Source organism: Paraplanobispora siamensis (assembly GCF_016863175.1).
Taxonomy (GTDB): Bacteria; Actinomycetota; Actinomycetes; order Streptosporangiales; family Streptosporangiaceae; genus Planobispora; species Planobispora siamensis.
In genome coordinates, this window is record NZ_BOOJ01000032.1 from 128,326 (window position 1) to 143,165 (window position 14,840).

The following is a 14,840-nucleotide window of genomic DNA, read 5'->3' on the forward strand; positions in this document are numbered from 1 at the left end:
GCCCGGACCCGGTCCGTCCGGCTCAGGAGATCCTGCGACGGTAGGAGATGTTGGCGAAGACGCAGGCGACGACGAGGATGCCGACGCACCAGGCGAGGGCGATCCAGATGCCGGTGCCGACCGGCTTCTGGGTGAACAGGTCCCGGATCGTGTCGACGATGGGCGTCACCGGCTGGTGCTCGGCGAAGGCGCGCACCGGACCGGGCATGGTCTCGGTGAGCACGAACGCCGAACTGAGGAACGGCAGGAACATGAGCGGGTAGGCGAACGCGCCCGCGCCGTCGGGGGACTTCGCCGTGAGACCGGGGATGACGGCGAGCCACGTCAACGCCAGGGTGAACAGGATCAGGATCCCGGCGACCCCGAGCCATGCCCCGACTCCCGCCCCCGAGCGGAAGCCCGCCAGGAGAGCGACGCCCACGACGACCGCGAGCGAGATCAGGTTGGCGACCAGTGAGGTCAGCACGTGCGCCCACAGCACGGAAGAGCGTGCGATCGGCATGGACTGGAACCGCTCGAAGATGCCGCTCCTCATGTCCATGAAGAGCCGGAACGCGGTGTAGGAGATGCCCGAGGCGATCGTGATGAGCAGGATGCCGGGCAGCATGTAGTTCACATACGAATCCGACCCCGTTCTGATCGCGCCGCCGAACACGTAGACGAACATCAGCATCATGGCGATCGGCGTGATCACGGTCGTGATGACGGTGTCCGGGCTGCGGATGATGTGGCGCAGGGACCGTCCCAGCAGGACGGCGGTGTCGCCGAGGAAATGCCTGTTCATCGTGCGTCCTTACTCGTCCGGGCGGTCGCTGCGGTAATCGCCGGTCGTCCGCCGTCCTTGCGGCGGTCCTGGCGGTCTTCGCCGTTCTCACGGCCCTTGCCGTCTTCGCCGTTCTCACGGCCCTTGCCGTCTTCGCGCTCTTCGCGCTCTTCGCGGTCCTCGCCGTCGTCGCCGACCACGGCGAGGAAGACCTCCTCGAGGGTCGGCTGCTTCTCGACGTATTCGACCTTGACGGGCGGGAGCAGCCGCTTGAGCTCCTCCAGGGTCCCGTTCACGATGATCCGGCCCCGGTGCAGGATCGCGATCCGGTCGGCGAGCTGCTCGGCCTCGTCCAGATACTGCGTCGTGAGCAGCACCGTGGTGCCCCGCCCGGCGAGTTCCTTGACGACCTGCCACACCTCGATGCGCCCTTGCGGGTCGAGCCCGGCGGTCGGCTCGTCGAGGAAGATGACCGGCGGATTCCCGACCAGGCTCATCGCGATGTCCAGGCGGCGGCGCATGCCTCCGGAGTACGCCGCCACCTTCCGCGCGCCCGCGTCGGCGAGCGAGAAACGGGCGAGCAGGTCATCCGCGATCCGGCCCGGATTCTCGAGGTGCCGCAACCGGGCGACCAGCACCAGGTTCTCCCGTCCGCTGAGGATCTCGTCGACCGCCGCGAACTGCCCGGTGAGACTGATGGACTCGCGTACGTCGGCGGCCTGCGTGGCGACGTCGAAGCCGTTGACGCGGGCGGTCCCCGCGTCGGCCCTGAGCAGGGTGGACAGGATCTTCACGGCCGTGGTCTTGCCCGCCCCGTTGGAGCCGAGCAGGGCGAAGATGCCGCCTCGCGCCACCTCGAAGTCGACGCCGCGCAGCACGCGCAGCTCTTTGTACGATTTCTCCAGGCCCTGTACGTGGATCGCGGGCCCCTGGACCTGATCGGTCGTCGGCGGGATGCTCATGGCTGCCAGCATGGAGGGCTGACGCAGCGTCAAGGTCAAGCCCGCGGGAGAAGACACGGGCCCGGTCCGGAGTGATCCGGACCGGGCCCGTGCCGTACGGTCTACCGGGCGGGTCAGTGACCCGCAGTGCTCTCCATGATCAGGCGCTCGTCGCCCGACAGCGTGTTGAGCGGCTTCTCCTTGATGAACAGCACCGCCACCAGCGCGAGCGCGGTCAGCGGCACGCCGATGAGGAACAGCTCGGCGGTGGCCGTGGCGTACACGTCCTGGATGACGCGGACCACGGGGGCCGGCAGGGTGGAGATGTCCGGGACGGAGTGGCTCTCACCGCCGCCTCCGCCGCCGGCGGCCGCCGGCGGGCCGAGCTTCTCGGTCATGAGCGCGGTGATCCGGTTGGCGAGCACCGCGCCCAGGGCGCTGACGCCGACCGCGCCGCCCATGCTGCGGAAGAAGGTCAGCACCGAGGTGGTGACGCCCAGGTCGTGGGCGGCCACGTCGTTCTGCGCGGCGAGGACCAGGTTCTGCATGAGCATGCCGACGCCGATGCCGAGCACCGCCATGTACACCGACAGCAGCAGCGTGCTCGTCTGCCCGTCGATCGTGGACAGCAGACCCATACCGGCGAGCATGACGACGCCGCCGGCCACCAGGAAGCCCTTCCACCGGCCCCACTTGGTGATGAGCTGGCCCGCCACCGTCGAGGAGACCAGCAGGCCGAAGACCATCGGCAGGCTCATCAGGCCCGCGACGGTCGGGGACTTGCCGAGCGCCACCTGGAAGTACTGCGACAGGAACACCGTGCCGCCGAACATCGCCACACCGACCAGCACGCTGGCCACGGTGGCCAGGGTGACGGTGCGGTTCCTGAAGATGGACAGCGGGATGATGGGCTCGGCGGCCCGCGACTCCACCCACAGGGCCAGCGCCAGGGTGACCAGGCCGCCGCCGACCAGGCCGGCGGTCCACCAGGAGGCCCACTCGAACTGGTTGCCCGCCAGCGACGACCACACCAGCAGCGTGCAGACGCCCAGCGTGATCAGGAACGCGCCGAGATAGTCGACCTTGACTTCCTTGCGCACCACGGGCAGGTCCAGCGTGCGCTGCAGCAGCACGATGGCCAGGATCGTGAACGGCACGCCGATCAGGAAGCACCAGCGCCAGCCGAGCCAGGAGGTGTCGACCAGCACGCCGCCGATGAGCGGGCCGGCGACGGTGCCGACGCCGAAGACGGCGCCGAAGACGCCGGCGTAGCGGCCGAGCTCACGCGGCGGGATCATGGCCGCCATCACGACCATGGACAGCGCGGTCATACCGCCGGCGCCGATGCCCTGCACGACGCGGCTGACGATGAGGATCTCCACGTTGGGGGTCAGACCCGCGATCAGCGAGCCGACCACGAACAGTCCCAGTGAGAGCTGGATCAGGAGCTTCTTGCTGTACAGGTCGGCCATCTTGCCCCAGAGCGGCACCGTGGCCGTCATGGCCAGCAGCTCGGAGGTGACGATCCAGGTGTAGACGGTCTGCGAGCCGTTCAGGTCGGTGATGATGCGCGGCAGGGCGTTGGCCACGACGGTCGAGGCCAGGATGGACACGAACATGCCCACCATCAGCCCCGACAGCGCCTGCAGGACCTTGCGGCGGGAGGTTTGGGTGGGCGCGTCCACGAGAGTGGGCGGCTCACTGGTGCTGGTCATTCTTCCTCGGTTTCTCAGGCGGGAGAGGTCAAGCAGGGATGGTCGAAGGGAGGCCGGGACTCACCGGGTCGGGGCTCGACAGGGGACTCGACAGGGGGGACTCACCGGGGATCTGGCAGGCCGGCGGCCAGCCGGTCGAAGGCCTCGTCCAGCAGACCGGCCAGCGGCGGGACGCCGTCCGCGGCACTCCAGCGGATCATCGCCACGCGGAAGGCGGCGGAGGCCACGGCGGTGACGAGCGCGGGATAGCCGTCGACGGCGGGATCGACGCCGACCCGCTCGGCCACCGCGGCCGTCAGGCACCGTTCGGCCTCGGCGTTGCCGGCGATGAGCCGTGGCAGCAGCGAGGGGTTCTGCTCCAGCACCCGCAGCCGCAGCAGCCACTGCTCGCGCTCTTCCTGCACGAGCTCGGCCACGGACCGCAGCACCAGGCGCAGCGCCTGCAGGGCGGGCTCCGAGGCGGGTACGGCGGCCAGCTTCTCGGTCAGCTCGGCCTCGTTCTCCGGGCTGCGCCCGATGAGGGCGTCTTCCTTGGAGGGGAAGTAGTTGAAGAACGTGCGGGAGGAGACGTCCACAGCCCCGGCGATGTCCTCCACGGTCACCTGGGCCAGACCGCGCTCGGCGACCAGTGTCAGAGCGGCACGCTCGAGTGCGGCCCGGGTTTCGAGCTTCTTGCGGCCTCTGCGGCCCAGCTCGTCACTGCTGTTCACGGTGGGCACAACGACGGGGGAGGGAAGAAAATTTCAGGATCTGAAAAATTTCATGATGTGAATTCCGGTGCGGATCCGGGCAGGCCGGGCCCCGGGTGCCGCCGGGCGTGCTCGCCCACCAGACGCGCGACCAGGTCGGGGTGGCTCAGGGGAATCCAGTGCCGGGCCCGGACCCGGTGGACGTCCACCACCGGAGCCCACCGCAGGGCGGTCTCGGCGGTCTCCGGTCTCACGTAGGCGTCCATGAGGGGCACCACGAGCCGCACCGGCACCGGCGTGCGCCGCTCCCGCGGTTGGCGCAGCCGGGCGGGGATGTTCGCGCGGTAGAGCTCCAGGCCCGCCACCGCGTCGATCCGGTCGGAGGGGCGGTGCCGCTCGGCCCGCGCCAGCAGCCGCCCGCCGAGCCCGGACCGCCAGGCCAGCTCGGGCAGGACCGGCAGCCGGAAGAACCCGATGTACCACGACGACAGCGTCTGCCGTACGGTGCGCAACCGGCCGGCGGTCCGCGTCCAGTGGCCGATGTGGTCGAGGCAGGGCCCGGAGATCGAGGTGTAGGAGGCGAAGAGCTCGGGCATGGTGCACACCGCCTCCCAGCCCTGGATGGACCCCCAGTCGTGCCCGGCCAGGTGGACCCGCTCGCCGGGGCTCACCGCGTCGATCACGGCGCGCAGGTCGGCCATCAGGTGCGCGAAGCCGTACGGCTCCCGCCCGCGCGGCCGGTCCGAGGATCCCGCGCCCCGGACGTCGTAGGTCACCACGTGGAAGCTCTCGGCCAGCCGTACGGCGACCGGCTCCCAGACCGTGTGGTCGTCCGGATAGCCGTGCACGAGGACGAGGGTCGGATTCGCCGGGTCGCCCTGCTCGTAGACGGCCAGGCCGACGCCGTCCCCCTTGACCATCCGCACGGTGAGAGCCTTTCCGCCGAGCTTTATTAGATAATTAGTCAATAATGTGACCGGAGTTCTCCCCGGTCAACCGGCCCGCGGAGCTCCCCGGTCGACCGGTCCCGGGGCGGCCCCGTTCCGTCCGGCCGGACGGGGGACGGGGCCGCGCCGTTCTCACCCTTCCACCTTCTCCGCCGTACCGGACGCCGTGAGGTCGAGCCGGTCGAGGGGCTCGGTGGCGGGGCCCTGCAGGATCGACCCGTCCACGTCGAACCGCGAGCCGTGGCAGGGGCACTCCCAGGTGCGCTCGGCGTCGTTGAAGCCGACGACGCACCCCAGGTGGGTGCAGACCGCCGAGACCGCGTGGAGCTGCCCGTTGTCGTCGCGGTAGACCGCGCAGCGCTGTCCGTCCACCTTCAGGACCGCCCCCTGCCCCGGGGCGAGCTCCGTCACCTCGTCGGCCGATCCCGCACCGAACCGGCCGCCGACGAAGTGGGCGGCGACGGAGGCCTGCATCTTCAGCGCGCTGCCCGCCTCCCGCAGCGGGTGCAGCCGCCGGGGGTCGTACAGCCGGTCCCAGGGCCGCTTGCGCCCGGCGATCTGCTCGGTGAGCAGCAGGCCGGACATGACGCCGTTGCTCATGCCCCAGCCGCCGAAGCCGGTGGCGACGTAGGCGTGCCGGGCGCCGGCGTGCAGCGGGCCGACGAAGGGCACGCCGTCGGTGGTGTCGTTGTCCTGGGCCGCCCAGCGGTAGGCGATCTCGGTCGCGCCGAACCGCTCCGCGGTCCAGGCGGCCAGCCGGTCGAAGCGCTCGCCCACCGAACCGGCGCCGGGCTTGAAGTGCTCGCCGGTGACGATCAGCAGGCGCCGGCCCTGCTCGTACGGCGACGTGCGGACCGAGCGGGTGTTCTGCTCGGTGGTGATGAACATGCCCGCGGGGTCGCTCGTCTCCGGGATCACGGCGGCGACGACCAGTTCGCGGCGGGGCTCCATCCTGGCGAACAGCAGGGCCCGGTCGAACACCGGATAGTGGGTCGTGACGATCACGTCCCGGGCGGTGACCGTCCTGCCGTCCGCGGTCCGCAGGCGGCACGGCTCGCCCTCGTCGAGGGAGACGACGCGGCTGCCCTCGAAGACGAGCGCGCCGCGCGAGATCATGGTCTCGGTGAGCCCGAGCAGGTACTTGCGGGGGTGGAACTGGACCTGGTCCTCGACCCTGACCGCCCCGGCGATCGGGAAGGGCAGCGTGGAGGAGGTCGTGAACGAGGCCGGCAGGCCCGCCTCCGCGGCCGCCTCGGCCTCGGCGCGGACCTCGTCCACGCTGTCCTGCGACTCGACGTAGGTGTAGGAGGGGACCCGTTCCAGGTCGCAGTCGATGCCCAGCTCCCCGGCGGTGGCGACGACGTGCTCGACGGCCTCCCGCTGGGACCGGGCGTACAGCGCCGCGGCCTCCGCGTCGGCGGACTTGGCCAGCTTCGCGTAGATCATGGTGTGCTGGGCCGAGAGCTTGGCCGTGGTGAACCCGGTGACCCCCGCCGCCACCCGGTCGGCCTCCAGGACGGCGACCGACCGCCCCGCCTTCGTGAGCTCCCAGGCGGCGCTGAGCCCGGCGATGCCCGCGCCGACCACGGCCACGTCGACTTCGATGTCTTCGTTGAGCGCCGGATATGACCGGCCCATAGCCGATTCCATCCAGAAGGATTGCGTCATGGCCTGCCCCTGCCCGGGCGGCGCGACATCACTCCTCCGTCAGCGGGAGCCCGCCTGTGCTCCATCCGCATCCGCGAAGACCTGCCCCGACGGCACTGTTGCGCAAACTTGATTGTTTTTCAGCGAGTTGGAGCAATACTAAGCACACCGGCGTCCGCATTCTCTCCAGCTGGTATAGACCAGCTGGGTAGCCCGGGGGTCAGCGTTGCGAAACCGATACAGGGCGGTATGGACCAGGTGCCCTCCGACACTTAACGTTATCCGCACCGCGGAAGCCCCGGGAGGACGGCCGGTCGGAAGATCGGCACCGCTCTGTCTCCGCTGCTTCCGCTCGCCGAGGGTCCTCGGCGCCCCGAACTGGTACGGACCAGTGTGGTCCGTGGATGACCAAGGTGGTAGTCACGTGAACAAGAGACTGTTCGGCGCGGTCACAGTCGGGCTGTCCGCCGCACTGGTAATGACCGCCTGCGGCTCCGAGAGCCCCGCCGGCGGCGAGAAGGCGGCCGACGGCTCGGTGACGCTGAAGATGGTGGCCGCCGACTACGGCGACGGCCCCACCGCCGAGAACAGCGGTGAGAAGTTCTGGAAGGGCGTCGTCGACGAGTTCCAGGCGGCCAACCCCGGCATCAAGGTCGACGTCCAGGTCATCAACTGGAACGACATCGACAAGCAGGTCGCCACCATGGTGCAGAACGGGCAGGTGCCCGACATCCTGCAGACCGGCGACTACTCCGGCTTCGTCAAGGACGGCCTGCTCTACAAGACCGACGAGGTCCTGTCCCCGCAGACCTCCGCCGACATGCTGGAGAAGTTCGCCGAGTTCGGCAAGGTCGACGGCGTCGGCTACGGCATCCCGTTCGTCTCCTCGGCCCGCGCCCTGTTCTACAACAAGGACCTGTTCGACAAGGCCGGCATCGCCGAGCCGCCCAAGACCTGGGACGAGCTCAAGGCCGCGGCCGAGAAGCTCAAGGCCGCCGGGGTCAGCCAGCCGTTCGGCCTGCCGCTGGGCAACGAGGAGGCCCAGGCCGAGTCGTTCCTGTGGTTCATGGGCAACGGCGGCGGCTACAAGGACGCCACCGGCCAGTGGGCCATCGACTCCGATGCCAACGTCGAGACCTTCACCTACCTCAAGGGCCTGGTCTCGGATGGCCTGACCACCCCCAACCCCGGCACCAAGAACCGCAAGGACGTCTGGGCGGACTTCGCCGCGGGCAAGGTCGGCATGGTCAACGGCGGACCCATGTCGATCCCGATCTTCGAGAAGGGCGGCCTGAAGAACTTCGGCGTCGCCCCGATCGCGGGCAAGAGCGGCCCGCTCGACACCACTCTCGGCGTCGAGGACTGGATCATGGCCTTCAACAAGAACGGCCGCAAGGAAGAGATCAAGAAGTTCTTCGACTTCTTCTACGGCGGCACCGCGGCCCAGAAGATCAGCGACACCTACAAGCTGCTCCCGGTGACCAAGTCCGGCATCGAGAAGCTGTCGTCGGACGAGAAGCTCAAGCCGTTCCTGGAGGCGCTGCCCAACGCCACGTTCTACCCCTTCCAGGACCCCAAGTGGTCCGAGGTGAACACCCAGATCAAGCAGACCATCGGCAGCGCCATCGACGCTGACCCCAAGGCGGTCCTCGGGGCTATCCAGAAGGTCGCCACCGCGAACTAGCCCGGTTCGATCTCCGGTCCGATCACCGGCGAACGGATGCGGCGCGCGTCTCCTCCGGGCGCGCGCCGCATCCGGCGCCCACCGAAAGCAGGACTTATGCAGCAGACACTCACCCCGGTGCGGGTGATGCGCGCGCTGGGCCCGCTGGCCTGGATCGGCCCCGCCATCGTGCTGATCGGCGTGGTCGTCGTCTGGCCGGTCGTGGTGATGATCCAGTCGTCGTTCCTGAAGATCAGCCGGTTCGGCGTGGTCCAGGGGACCAACGGGACCGACAACTACACCAAGCTGTTCGCCGAGCCCGACTTCTCCGGCGTCATGGTCAGGAGCCTGGTGTGGGTGGTCGCGGTGGTGGGCATCACGGTGGTGCTCTCCCTGGGGCTGGCGCAGCTGTTCAACCAGCGCTTCCCCGGCCGCCGCTTCGCCCGCTGGGCGCTGATCGCGCCGTGGGCGGCCTCGGTGCTGATGACGGCGATCATCTTCAAGTGGATGCTCGACCCCGAGGTCGGCCTGATCAACATGATCCTGCACAAGGTCGGCGTGCTGGACGCGCTCGGCGGCGCCGACGCCGACCCGCTCGGCAACGCGTCCACCGCGATGCCCTGGCTGGTGTTCGTGGCGGTGTTCGTGTCGCTGCCGTTCACCACCTACGCGCTGCTGGCCGGCCTGTCGGCGATCCCCTCCGACGTCTACGAGGCCGCCAAGATGGACGGCGCCTCGAAGATGCGCACCTACTGGTCGATCACGCTGCCGCTGCTGCGGCCCGCCCTGACCGTGGCGGCGCTCATCAACGTGATGAACGTCTTCAACAGCTTCCCGATCATCTGGGCCATGACCCACGGCCAGCCCGGTTACTCCACCGCCACCTCGACCATCTTCATGTACATCCTCAAGGGCTCCGACATCGGCGAGTCGGCGGCCATGTCGGTGGTCAACTTCGGCATGGTGATCATCCTGACCGTCATCTTCCTGAAGGTCAGCAAGTGGCGGACGGAGGTCCGATGACCGAGCCGAGCGAGGTCGTCAGCGAGCACGGCACCCCGGTCACCGGGCACGGCACCCCGGTCACGAGGCCGGCGAAGGAGGTCTCATGACCCTCACCGAGAGCGCTCCCGCGGTCCGGCCGGCGGCCGTGCGGCCCCCCGCCCCGGCGCGGCGGCTCCCGTCGATCAAGACCGCGGTCGTGGCGGCGAGCGCCTACCTGATCGCGTTCATCTTCCTGTTCCCCTATCTCGTGATGATCCTCACCGCGCTCCGCCCACAGGAGGAGCTGCGTGAGGCGACCTTCTTCCCGGAGACGTTCGCCTGGTCCAACTTCGCGAACTTCTGGACCGGCGGGCTGGCCCAGAACCTGGGCGTCACCCTCCAGGTCGCGGCCGGATCGACGATCATGGTGCTGCTGGTGGCCCTGCCGGCCGCGTACTACACGGCGCGGCACGAGTTCCGGGGTCGTACGGCGTTCCTGATCCTGGTGCTGATCACCCAGATGTTCCAGCCCACCGCCATGCTGGTCGGCATCTACCGCGAGTTCTACCAGTTCGGCCTGGTCGACTCGATCTGGTCGCTGATCCTGGTCAACAGCGGCTTCAACCTGGCCTTCGCGGTGTGGATCCTGCACGCCTACTTCTCCTCGATCCCGCGGGAGCTGGAGGAGGCGGCGTTCATCGACGGCAACGGCCGCTTCGGGGCGCTGTTCCGGGTGACGCTCCCGCTGGCGATGCCCGGCGTGGTGACCGCCCTGATCTTCACCTTCATCGCGGCGTGGAACGAGTTCGTCGTGGCCCTCACCCTCACCACGACCCCGGCCAACCAGCCGCTGACCGTGGCGCTGAACTCCTTCATCGGCCAGTACCAGGTCGACTGGCAGAACCTGTTCGCGGGCTCGGTGATCGCCACCATCCCGGTCATCATCCTGTTCGCGCTCATCGAGAGGAAGGTCGTCGGCGGCCTGACCGCGGGGTCGATCAAGTGACCGGCCTCCCGGTAGGGTGCACCCCGATCTCGATCTAGCGGAGGGCGGGCGAGATGCGGCGGTCGCGACGGCTCCGGTTCCCGAGGCCCGTGGCGGCCGCCGCGGTCGCGGTCGTCCTGCTGTCCGTCGCGGCCGTTCTCGTGACGGCCGCCGCCGGGCACAGAGGCATGGTCGTCGCCTACGACGGGGGTTCGCCGGACGGCGAGCTCCCCTCGGACGAGTGTCACCCCTGGTCGACCAACTCCGTCCGGAGGTACACCGATACCCGGCCGCAGGATCGCGAGAAGGCCTTCCTGTGCCTGGCCACCGAGTCGATATACGGACTTCCACCGAAATTTTCCGGCATGGGAGACCGCGAGGCGCTCGCCTACGGCAGAGAGCTGTGCGGGGTGATGAACCTGGAGGTGACGGACCCCCGGGTCAAGGCCCTGCTCGACCGGACCGGGAACGGGCCGTACTGGACCACGCAGACGCTGGAGGCGCTGGTCTACCTCTGCCCCGAAGGAGTGGCCCGGCACGATCCCCGGCTGGTGCAGTCGGAGGAGCAACTGCTCCAGGAGGAGAAGGAGTCCCTGGACGAGGCCGCCGCCGGGTGCCGGGACCGGTGGAAGGGGCCGAAGCCACGCAACTGGCACGTCGGCGTGGTCTTCGTCGAGGAGGGTTCCGACTACTACGTGGGCGACCCCGGCGGGGAGTGGGGAGAGGTCGTGGCCGGTTCCGGCGGCGGCGTGCTGGAGGTCTACCGGGAGTTCATCCGGGTCTACACATCCACTCGGAACGACCTCATCTGCGTGACCGTGCTCACCTTCGACAAGGCCCCGCCGCTCCTGCCCCGGGGTTGGGACCGGATCGTCGAGGCCGGGGTCCGCAGCCCCGACGGCCGGCTCATCGCCAAGGGTTCCGAGGTCTTTCCCACCACGTTCAACCTCGCCGCGGCCGGGCCCGGCCGGTACCGGGTCAGGATCTACACCCGCGACCACGAACAGTTCCACCCGGACGATCCCGACCGCCCCGGGGTCGAACACCTCGTGGTCGTCTTCCCCGGCCGTTCGGGCAAAACCGTGGTCCACCGCCGCTGAACTGCGGGTCGACACGATGTCCGAAACCTGACTGAATTCGGTCTTGTGCCGTCTATGGTTTCTGAACCGGTACAGGTCGAATGTGAAAGACGTCGCTGAGAGTGCGAAGATGCACGCCTGACCTGCTTTCAGCGACAAGCATCGGGAACGCGGGACAGCGCGGCGAGGGTTTCGGTCCGACCTTTCGATTCAACTGGAGGGGTGAGATTGACCACGGAGGACGCTACGGTTACCGCGGGAGACATCGCCAGGCTGGCCGGCGTCGGGCGCGCCGCGGTGAGCAACTGGCGCCGCCGGTTCGGTGACTTCCCCGCGCCGGTCGGCGGCACCGCCTCGAGCCCTCTTTTCTCCCTCTCCGAGGTCGAGACCTGGCTGCGCGCCCAGGGGAAGCTGCAGGAGCTCCCCGGCGACGAGCTGCTGTGGCAGCAGGTCCGGAACTCGGCCGACGACCTCCAGCTGCTCTCCCTCGTCAGCAGGCTGGCCGCCGCCATCGCGCACCGCAAGCTCGGAACGCTCCTGCGGGGGGACGACGCCGAGATCGCCGGAGCCCTTCCCGAACTGGTGACGGACAAGAACGACGTCCCGCTGATCCGCGCCACCGCGGAGCTGGCGGCGGAGCGCGGGCCGCAGGAGGCGGTGGAATTCCTCTACACGCGCTACGCCCAGGCGCATTCGCGCCGGGTGCAGGTGATCTCCCCTGACATCGCCCGGCTCATAGCGGCGTTCGTCGAACCTCGGGCCACCCAGGTCTTCGACCCCTCATGCGGGCACGGCGGGCTCCTGATCGCCGCCGGCGGCGAGCCGGGGAAGGTCCGGACGGTGGGCCAGGAGCGCGACGCCGCCGCGGCCCGTCTCGCCGGGGCCCGGCTGGCCGTGCGGGGCATCCCCGCCGACGTCCGGACCGGAGACGCCCTGACCCGCGACGCCTTCCCGCACCTGCAGGCCGACGCGGTGCTGTGCAGCCCGCCGTTCAGCGAGCGCGGCTGGGGCTACGAGGAGCTGGCCAACGATCCGCGCTGGCAGTACGGCCTGCCCCCGCGAGGGGAGTCCGAGCTGGCCTGGGTCCAGCACTGCCTCGCCCACGCCCGGCCGGGCGGTCAGGTGGTCGTGCTGATGCCGCCCGCCGCGGCGAACCGGAGATCCGGGCGCCGGGTCCGCTCCCAGCTCATCCGGGCCGGCGCCCTGCGGGCGGTCGTGGCCCTGCCCTCCGGGGCGGCGCCGCAGTCGACCATGCCGCCCCATCTGTGGCTGCTGAGGCGACCGGTCGCCGGAGACCGGGCACCCTCCCACGTGCTGATGATGGACGCCACCGAGTCGCGGGAGGCGGTGATCCCGATGTGGTACTCCTTCGAGGAGGACCCGCACCGCGAGACCGCGGGCGGCGGCCGTACCGTCCCGGTCATCGACCTGCTCGACGACGAGATCGACCTGACCCCGGCCCGCTATCTCGCCCGGTCGGTCGTCAGCCCCGGCGGCGTCGGCAGGACCCGCGAGGAACTGCTGCGCGCGACCGACGAGCTGACCCGGCTGCTGCCCTCGGCCGCCGAGTCCCCGCACGGCCCCTTCTCCATGACCTCCCTGGGAGAGCTGGCCCGCGCGGGGAGCCTGCAGATCCTGCAGACCCCGGTGCGGATGGAGACCGGGTCGGGGGAGCTGAGACTGCTGACCGCGGCGGACGTGGTACTGGGACGGGAGCCGACCGGCCTGGGGAACGAGGAGCCCGGCCTGCTCGTCGCCCGGCCCGGCGACATCGTCGTGCCCGTCGCGAGCCGTGTCCCGGCCGCCAGGGTGATCGACGAGGAGGTCGCGCTCGGCCCGAACCTGACCGTCGTCCGGCCCGACCCGGAGTTCTTCGACCCCTACTTCGTCGCCGGCTTCCTCAAGGTCTCGGCCCGCCAGCCGTCCGCCTCGGCCTCGGGCGCCTCCCGGCTGGACGTGCGCCGCGCGCAGCTGCCCCGCCTCTCCCTCACCGAGCAGCGGCGCTACGGAGAGGTGTTCCGGCAGCTGGAACGTTTCGAGGGCGCGCTGCGCCGGGCGAACGAGGCGGGCGAGCTGCTGGGGCGGATCGTCCTGGACGGGCTGACGAACGGTGACCTGCAGCCCGACCCCCGCCGGTGAGGACCCCCGCCGGTGAGGACCCGCGCTCACTCCGCGCGTTCGAGGATGACGAGGGGGATGTCCCTGGCGGTCTTGGCCTGGTAGCTGTCATAGGTGGGGAAGACCTCGGCCATCACCGGCCAGAGCGCCCGCTTCTCCTCGGCGGAGGCGGTGCGGGCCCTGGCGGCGAACTTCTCCGGGCCGACCTGGACCTCGACGGCGGGGTCGGCGGTCAGGTTGAGATACCAGGCCGGGTGGCCCGGAGACCCGCCGTTGGAGGCGACCAGGAGGTGGCGGTCGCCGTCGCGGCCGTAGATGAGGGCGGTACGGCGTAGCTTGCCCGATCTGCGTCCCCGGGTGATCAGCAGCAGGGTCGGCATTCCGTGGTAGAGGTGCCCCTTCGCGCCGTCCGACTCGACATAGGTGCGCACGTGCGCGGCCACCCAGCCCGTGGGGCTGTCGAGGATCTCTTCCGTACGCCCGTCCATGGGCACCTCCCCGTTGCAGTCGATCTTCCAACTCTAGAGGGTGCGCGGCCGTACGGTGTCCCCGGACGGCCGGGTTGCGGTCACCCGGGTTTGCGCGCCCGTACGGCCAGCACGAGCGGTGTCGGGCCGCGGCCCTCGGCGAACCGCTCCAGGACCAGGCCCGCCTCCAGGAAGGAGTGCATCAGCTCCGGCAGGGGCCGGTGCACGGCGCCGACCCTGGCCCGCACCCCCTGGTCCGTCCAGGAGTCCTTGGTCCAGTGGCTGTCGAGGTAGCCGGGGCGGATCACCACCGCCTCCCGGTCGCCGTGGTCGGCGAACCCGCCGCAGAAACAGGGATGGACGCCGATGTGCACCAGCATCCCGCCCGGACGCAGCACCTGGGCCGCCTCCCGCAGCACCGCCGGGTATCCCGGCATGTCGGTGTGGACCATCATCGACAGGACGGCGGGGACGGAGCCGTCCGCGATCGGCAGGCGCTCGGCGTCGGCCCGGGCCACGGGCAGGCGGTCCCGGGCGTGCCGCAGCATCCCGGCGGACAGGTCGACGCCCAGCGGGGTCCAGCCCAGCGCGCGGACCCGGGCGGCGTGGAAGCCGGTGCCGCAGCCGATCTCCAGGCACGGGCCGCTGCCCGCGCCGAGGAGGTCGCGCAGGAGGGGATCGACGCCGAGGGGGTCGCCGCCGCTCTCCGCATGGGCCCGCCACCCGCCGAGGAAGTCGTGCTCGTACCAGTCGGCGATCTCGTCGTAGGCCGCGGCCGGCGTCATCGGCCCCCTCCTTCGCGTGCGGGCCGGCCCGGCTCCGCCCCGGGTCGGAAGGCGCAT

The 14,840-nt window shown here is 70.1% G+C and carries 13 protein-coding genes; 5 read left to right on the top strand and 8 right to left on the bottom strand.

The window, feature by feature from the left end:
• Positions 1-22: 22 nt before the first annotated feature.
• The 6 genes from Psi01_RS19575 to Psi01_RS19600 form a co-directional block, all read right to left on the bottom strand.
• Positions 23-784, bottom strand: coding sequence for an ABC transporter permease (locus tag Psi01_RS19575; protein WP_204065480.1), 762 nt, complete (start codon positions 782-784; stop codon positions 23-25).
• Positions 781-1,725, bottom strand: a complete 945-nt coding sequence (locus tag Psi01_RS19580; RefSeq protein WP_204065481.1) for an ABC transporter ATP-binding protein — start codon at positions 1,723-1,725, stop codon at positions 781-783. The genes Psi01_RS19575 and Psi01_RS19580 overlap by 4 nt, the downstream gene beginning before the upstream one ends.
• A 113-nt stretch (positions 1,726-1,838) precedes the next feature.
• Positions 1,839-3,419, bottom strand: coding sequence for an MDR family MFS transporter (locus tag Psi01_RS19585; protein ID WP_204065482.1), 1,581 nt, complete (start codon positions 3,417-3,419; stop codon positions 1,839-1,841).
• A gap of 101 nt (positions 3,420-3,520) precedes the next feature.
• Entirely contained in the window at positions 3,521-4,129 is a 609-nt protein-coding gene (locus Psi01_RS19590) for an acyl-CoA-like ligand-binding transcription factor (RefSeq protein ID WP_204065483.1), read from the bottom strand.
• 50 nt (positions 4,130-4,179) lie between these two features.
• On the bottom strand, positions 4,180-5,028 hold the full coding sequence (locus tag Psi01_RS19595; RefSeq protein ID WP_204065630.1) for an alpha/beta fold hydrolase: 849 nt from the start codon (positions 5,026-5,028) through the stop codon (positions 4,180-4,182).
• Between the two features lie 159 nt (positions 5,029-5,187).
• The gene (locus tag Psi01_RS19600) at positions 5,188-6,693 is read right to left on the bottom strand and encodes an FAD-dependent oxidoreductase (RefSeq protein ID WP_239127850.1); all 1,506 of its coding nucleotides are present in this window, start codon (positions 6,691-6,693) and stop codon (positions 5,188-5,190) included.
• A gap of 433 nt (positions 6,694-7,126) precedes the next feature.
• On the opposite strand from Psi01_RS19600, the gene Psi01_RS19605 reads away from it, so the two are divergent.
• From Psi01_RS19605 to Psi01_RS19625, 5 genes are all read left to right on the top strand, one after another.
• Positions 7,127-8,386 (top strand): extracellular solute-binding protein, encoded by a 1,260-nt coding sequence (locus Psi01_RS19605; RefSeq protein ID WP_239127851.1) that lies wholly within the window; start codon positions 7,127-7,129, stop codon positions 8,384-8,386.
• 96 nt (positions 8,387-8,482) lie between these two features.
• Entirely contained in the window at positions 8,483-9,388 is a 906-nt protein-coding gene (locus tag Psi01_RS19610; RefSeq protein WP_239127852.1) for a carbohydrate ABC transporter permease, read from the top strand.
• Between the two features lie 85 nt (positions 9,389-9,473).
• Positions 9,474-10,355 carry a carbohydrate ABC transporter permease gene (locus Psi01_RS19615; protein WP_204065485.1) on the top strand — a complete coding sequence of 294 codons (882 nt, stop codon included), beginning with the start codon at positions 9,474-9,476 and terminating at the stop codon, positions 10,353-10,355.
• A 53-nt stretch (positions 10,356-10,408) separates the two neighbouring features.
• Positions 10,409-11,434, top strand: coding sequence for a hypothetical protein (locus Psi01_RS19620; protein WP_204065486.1), 1,026 nt, complete (start codon positions 10,409-10,411; stop codon positions 11,432-11,434).
• A 201-nt stretch (positions 11,435-11,635) separates the two neighbouring features.
• Positions 11,636-13,552 carry an N-6 DNA methylase gene (locus Psi01_RS19625; RefSeq protein ID WP_204065487.1) on the top strand — a complete coding sequence of 639 codons (1,917 nt, stop codon included), beginning with the start codon at positions 11,636-11,638 and terminating at the stop codon, positions 13,550-13,552.
• A 26-nt stretch (positions 13,553-13,578) separates the two neighbouring features.
• Here Psi01_RS19625 and Psi01_RS19630 read toward each other — a convergent pair whose 3' ends face one another.
• Positions 13,579-14,019 (bottom strand): nitroreductase family deazaflavin-dependent oxidoreductase, encoded by a 441-nt coding sequence (locus tag Psi01_RS19630; protein ID WP_204065488.1) that lies wholly within the window; start codon positions 14,017-14,019, stop codon positions 13,579-13,581.
• A gap of 80 nt (positions 14,020-14,099) precedes the next feature.
• Positions 14,100-14,783, bottom strand: a complete 684-nt coding sequence (locus Psi01_RS19635) for a class I SAM-dependent methyltransferase (RefSeq protein WP_204065489.1) — start codon at positions 14,781-14,783, stop codon at positions 14,100-14,102.
• Positions 14,784-14,840: the final 57 nt, after the last annotated feature.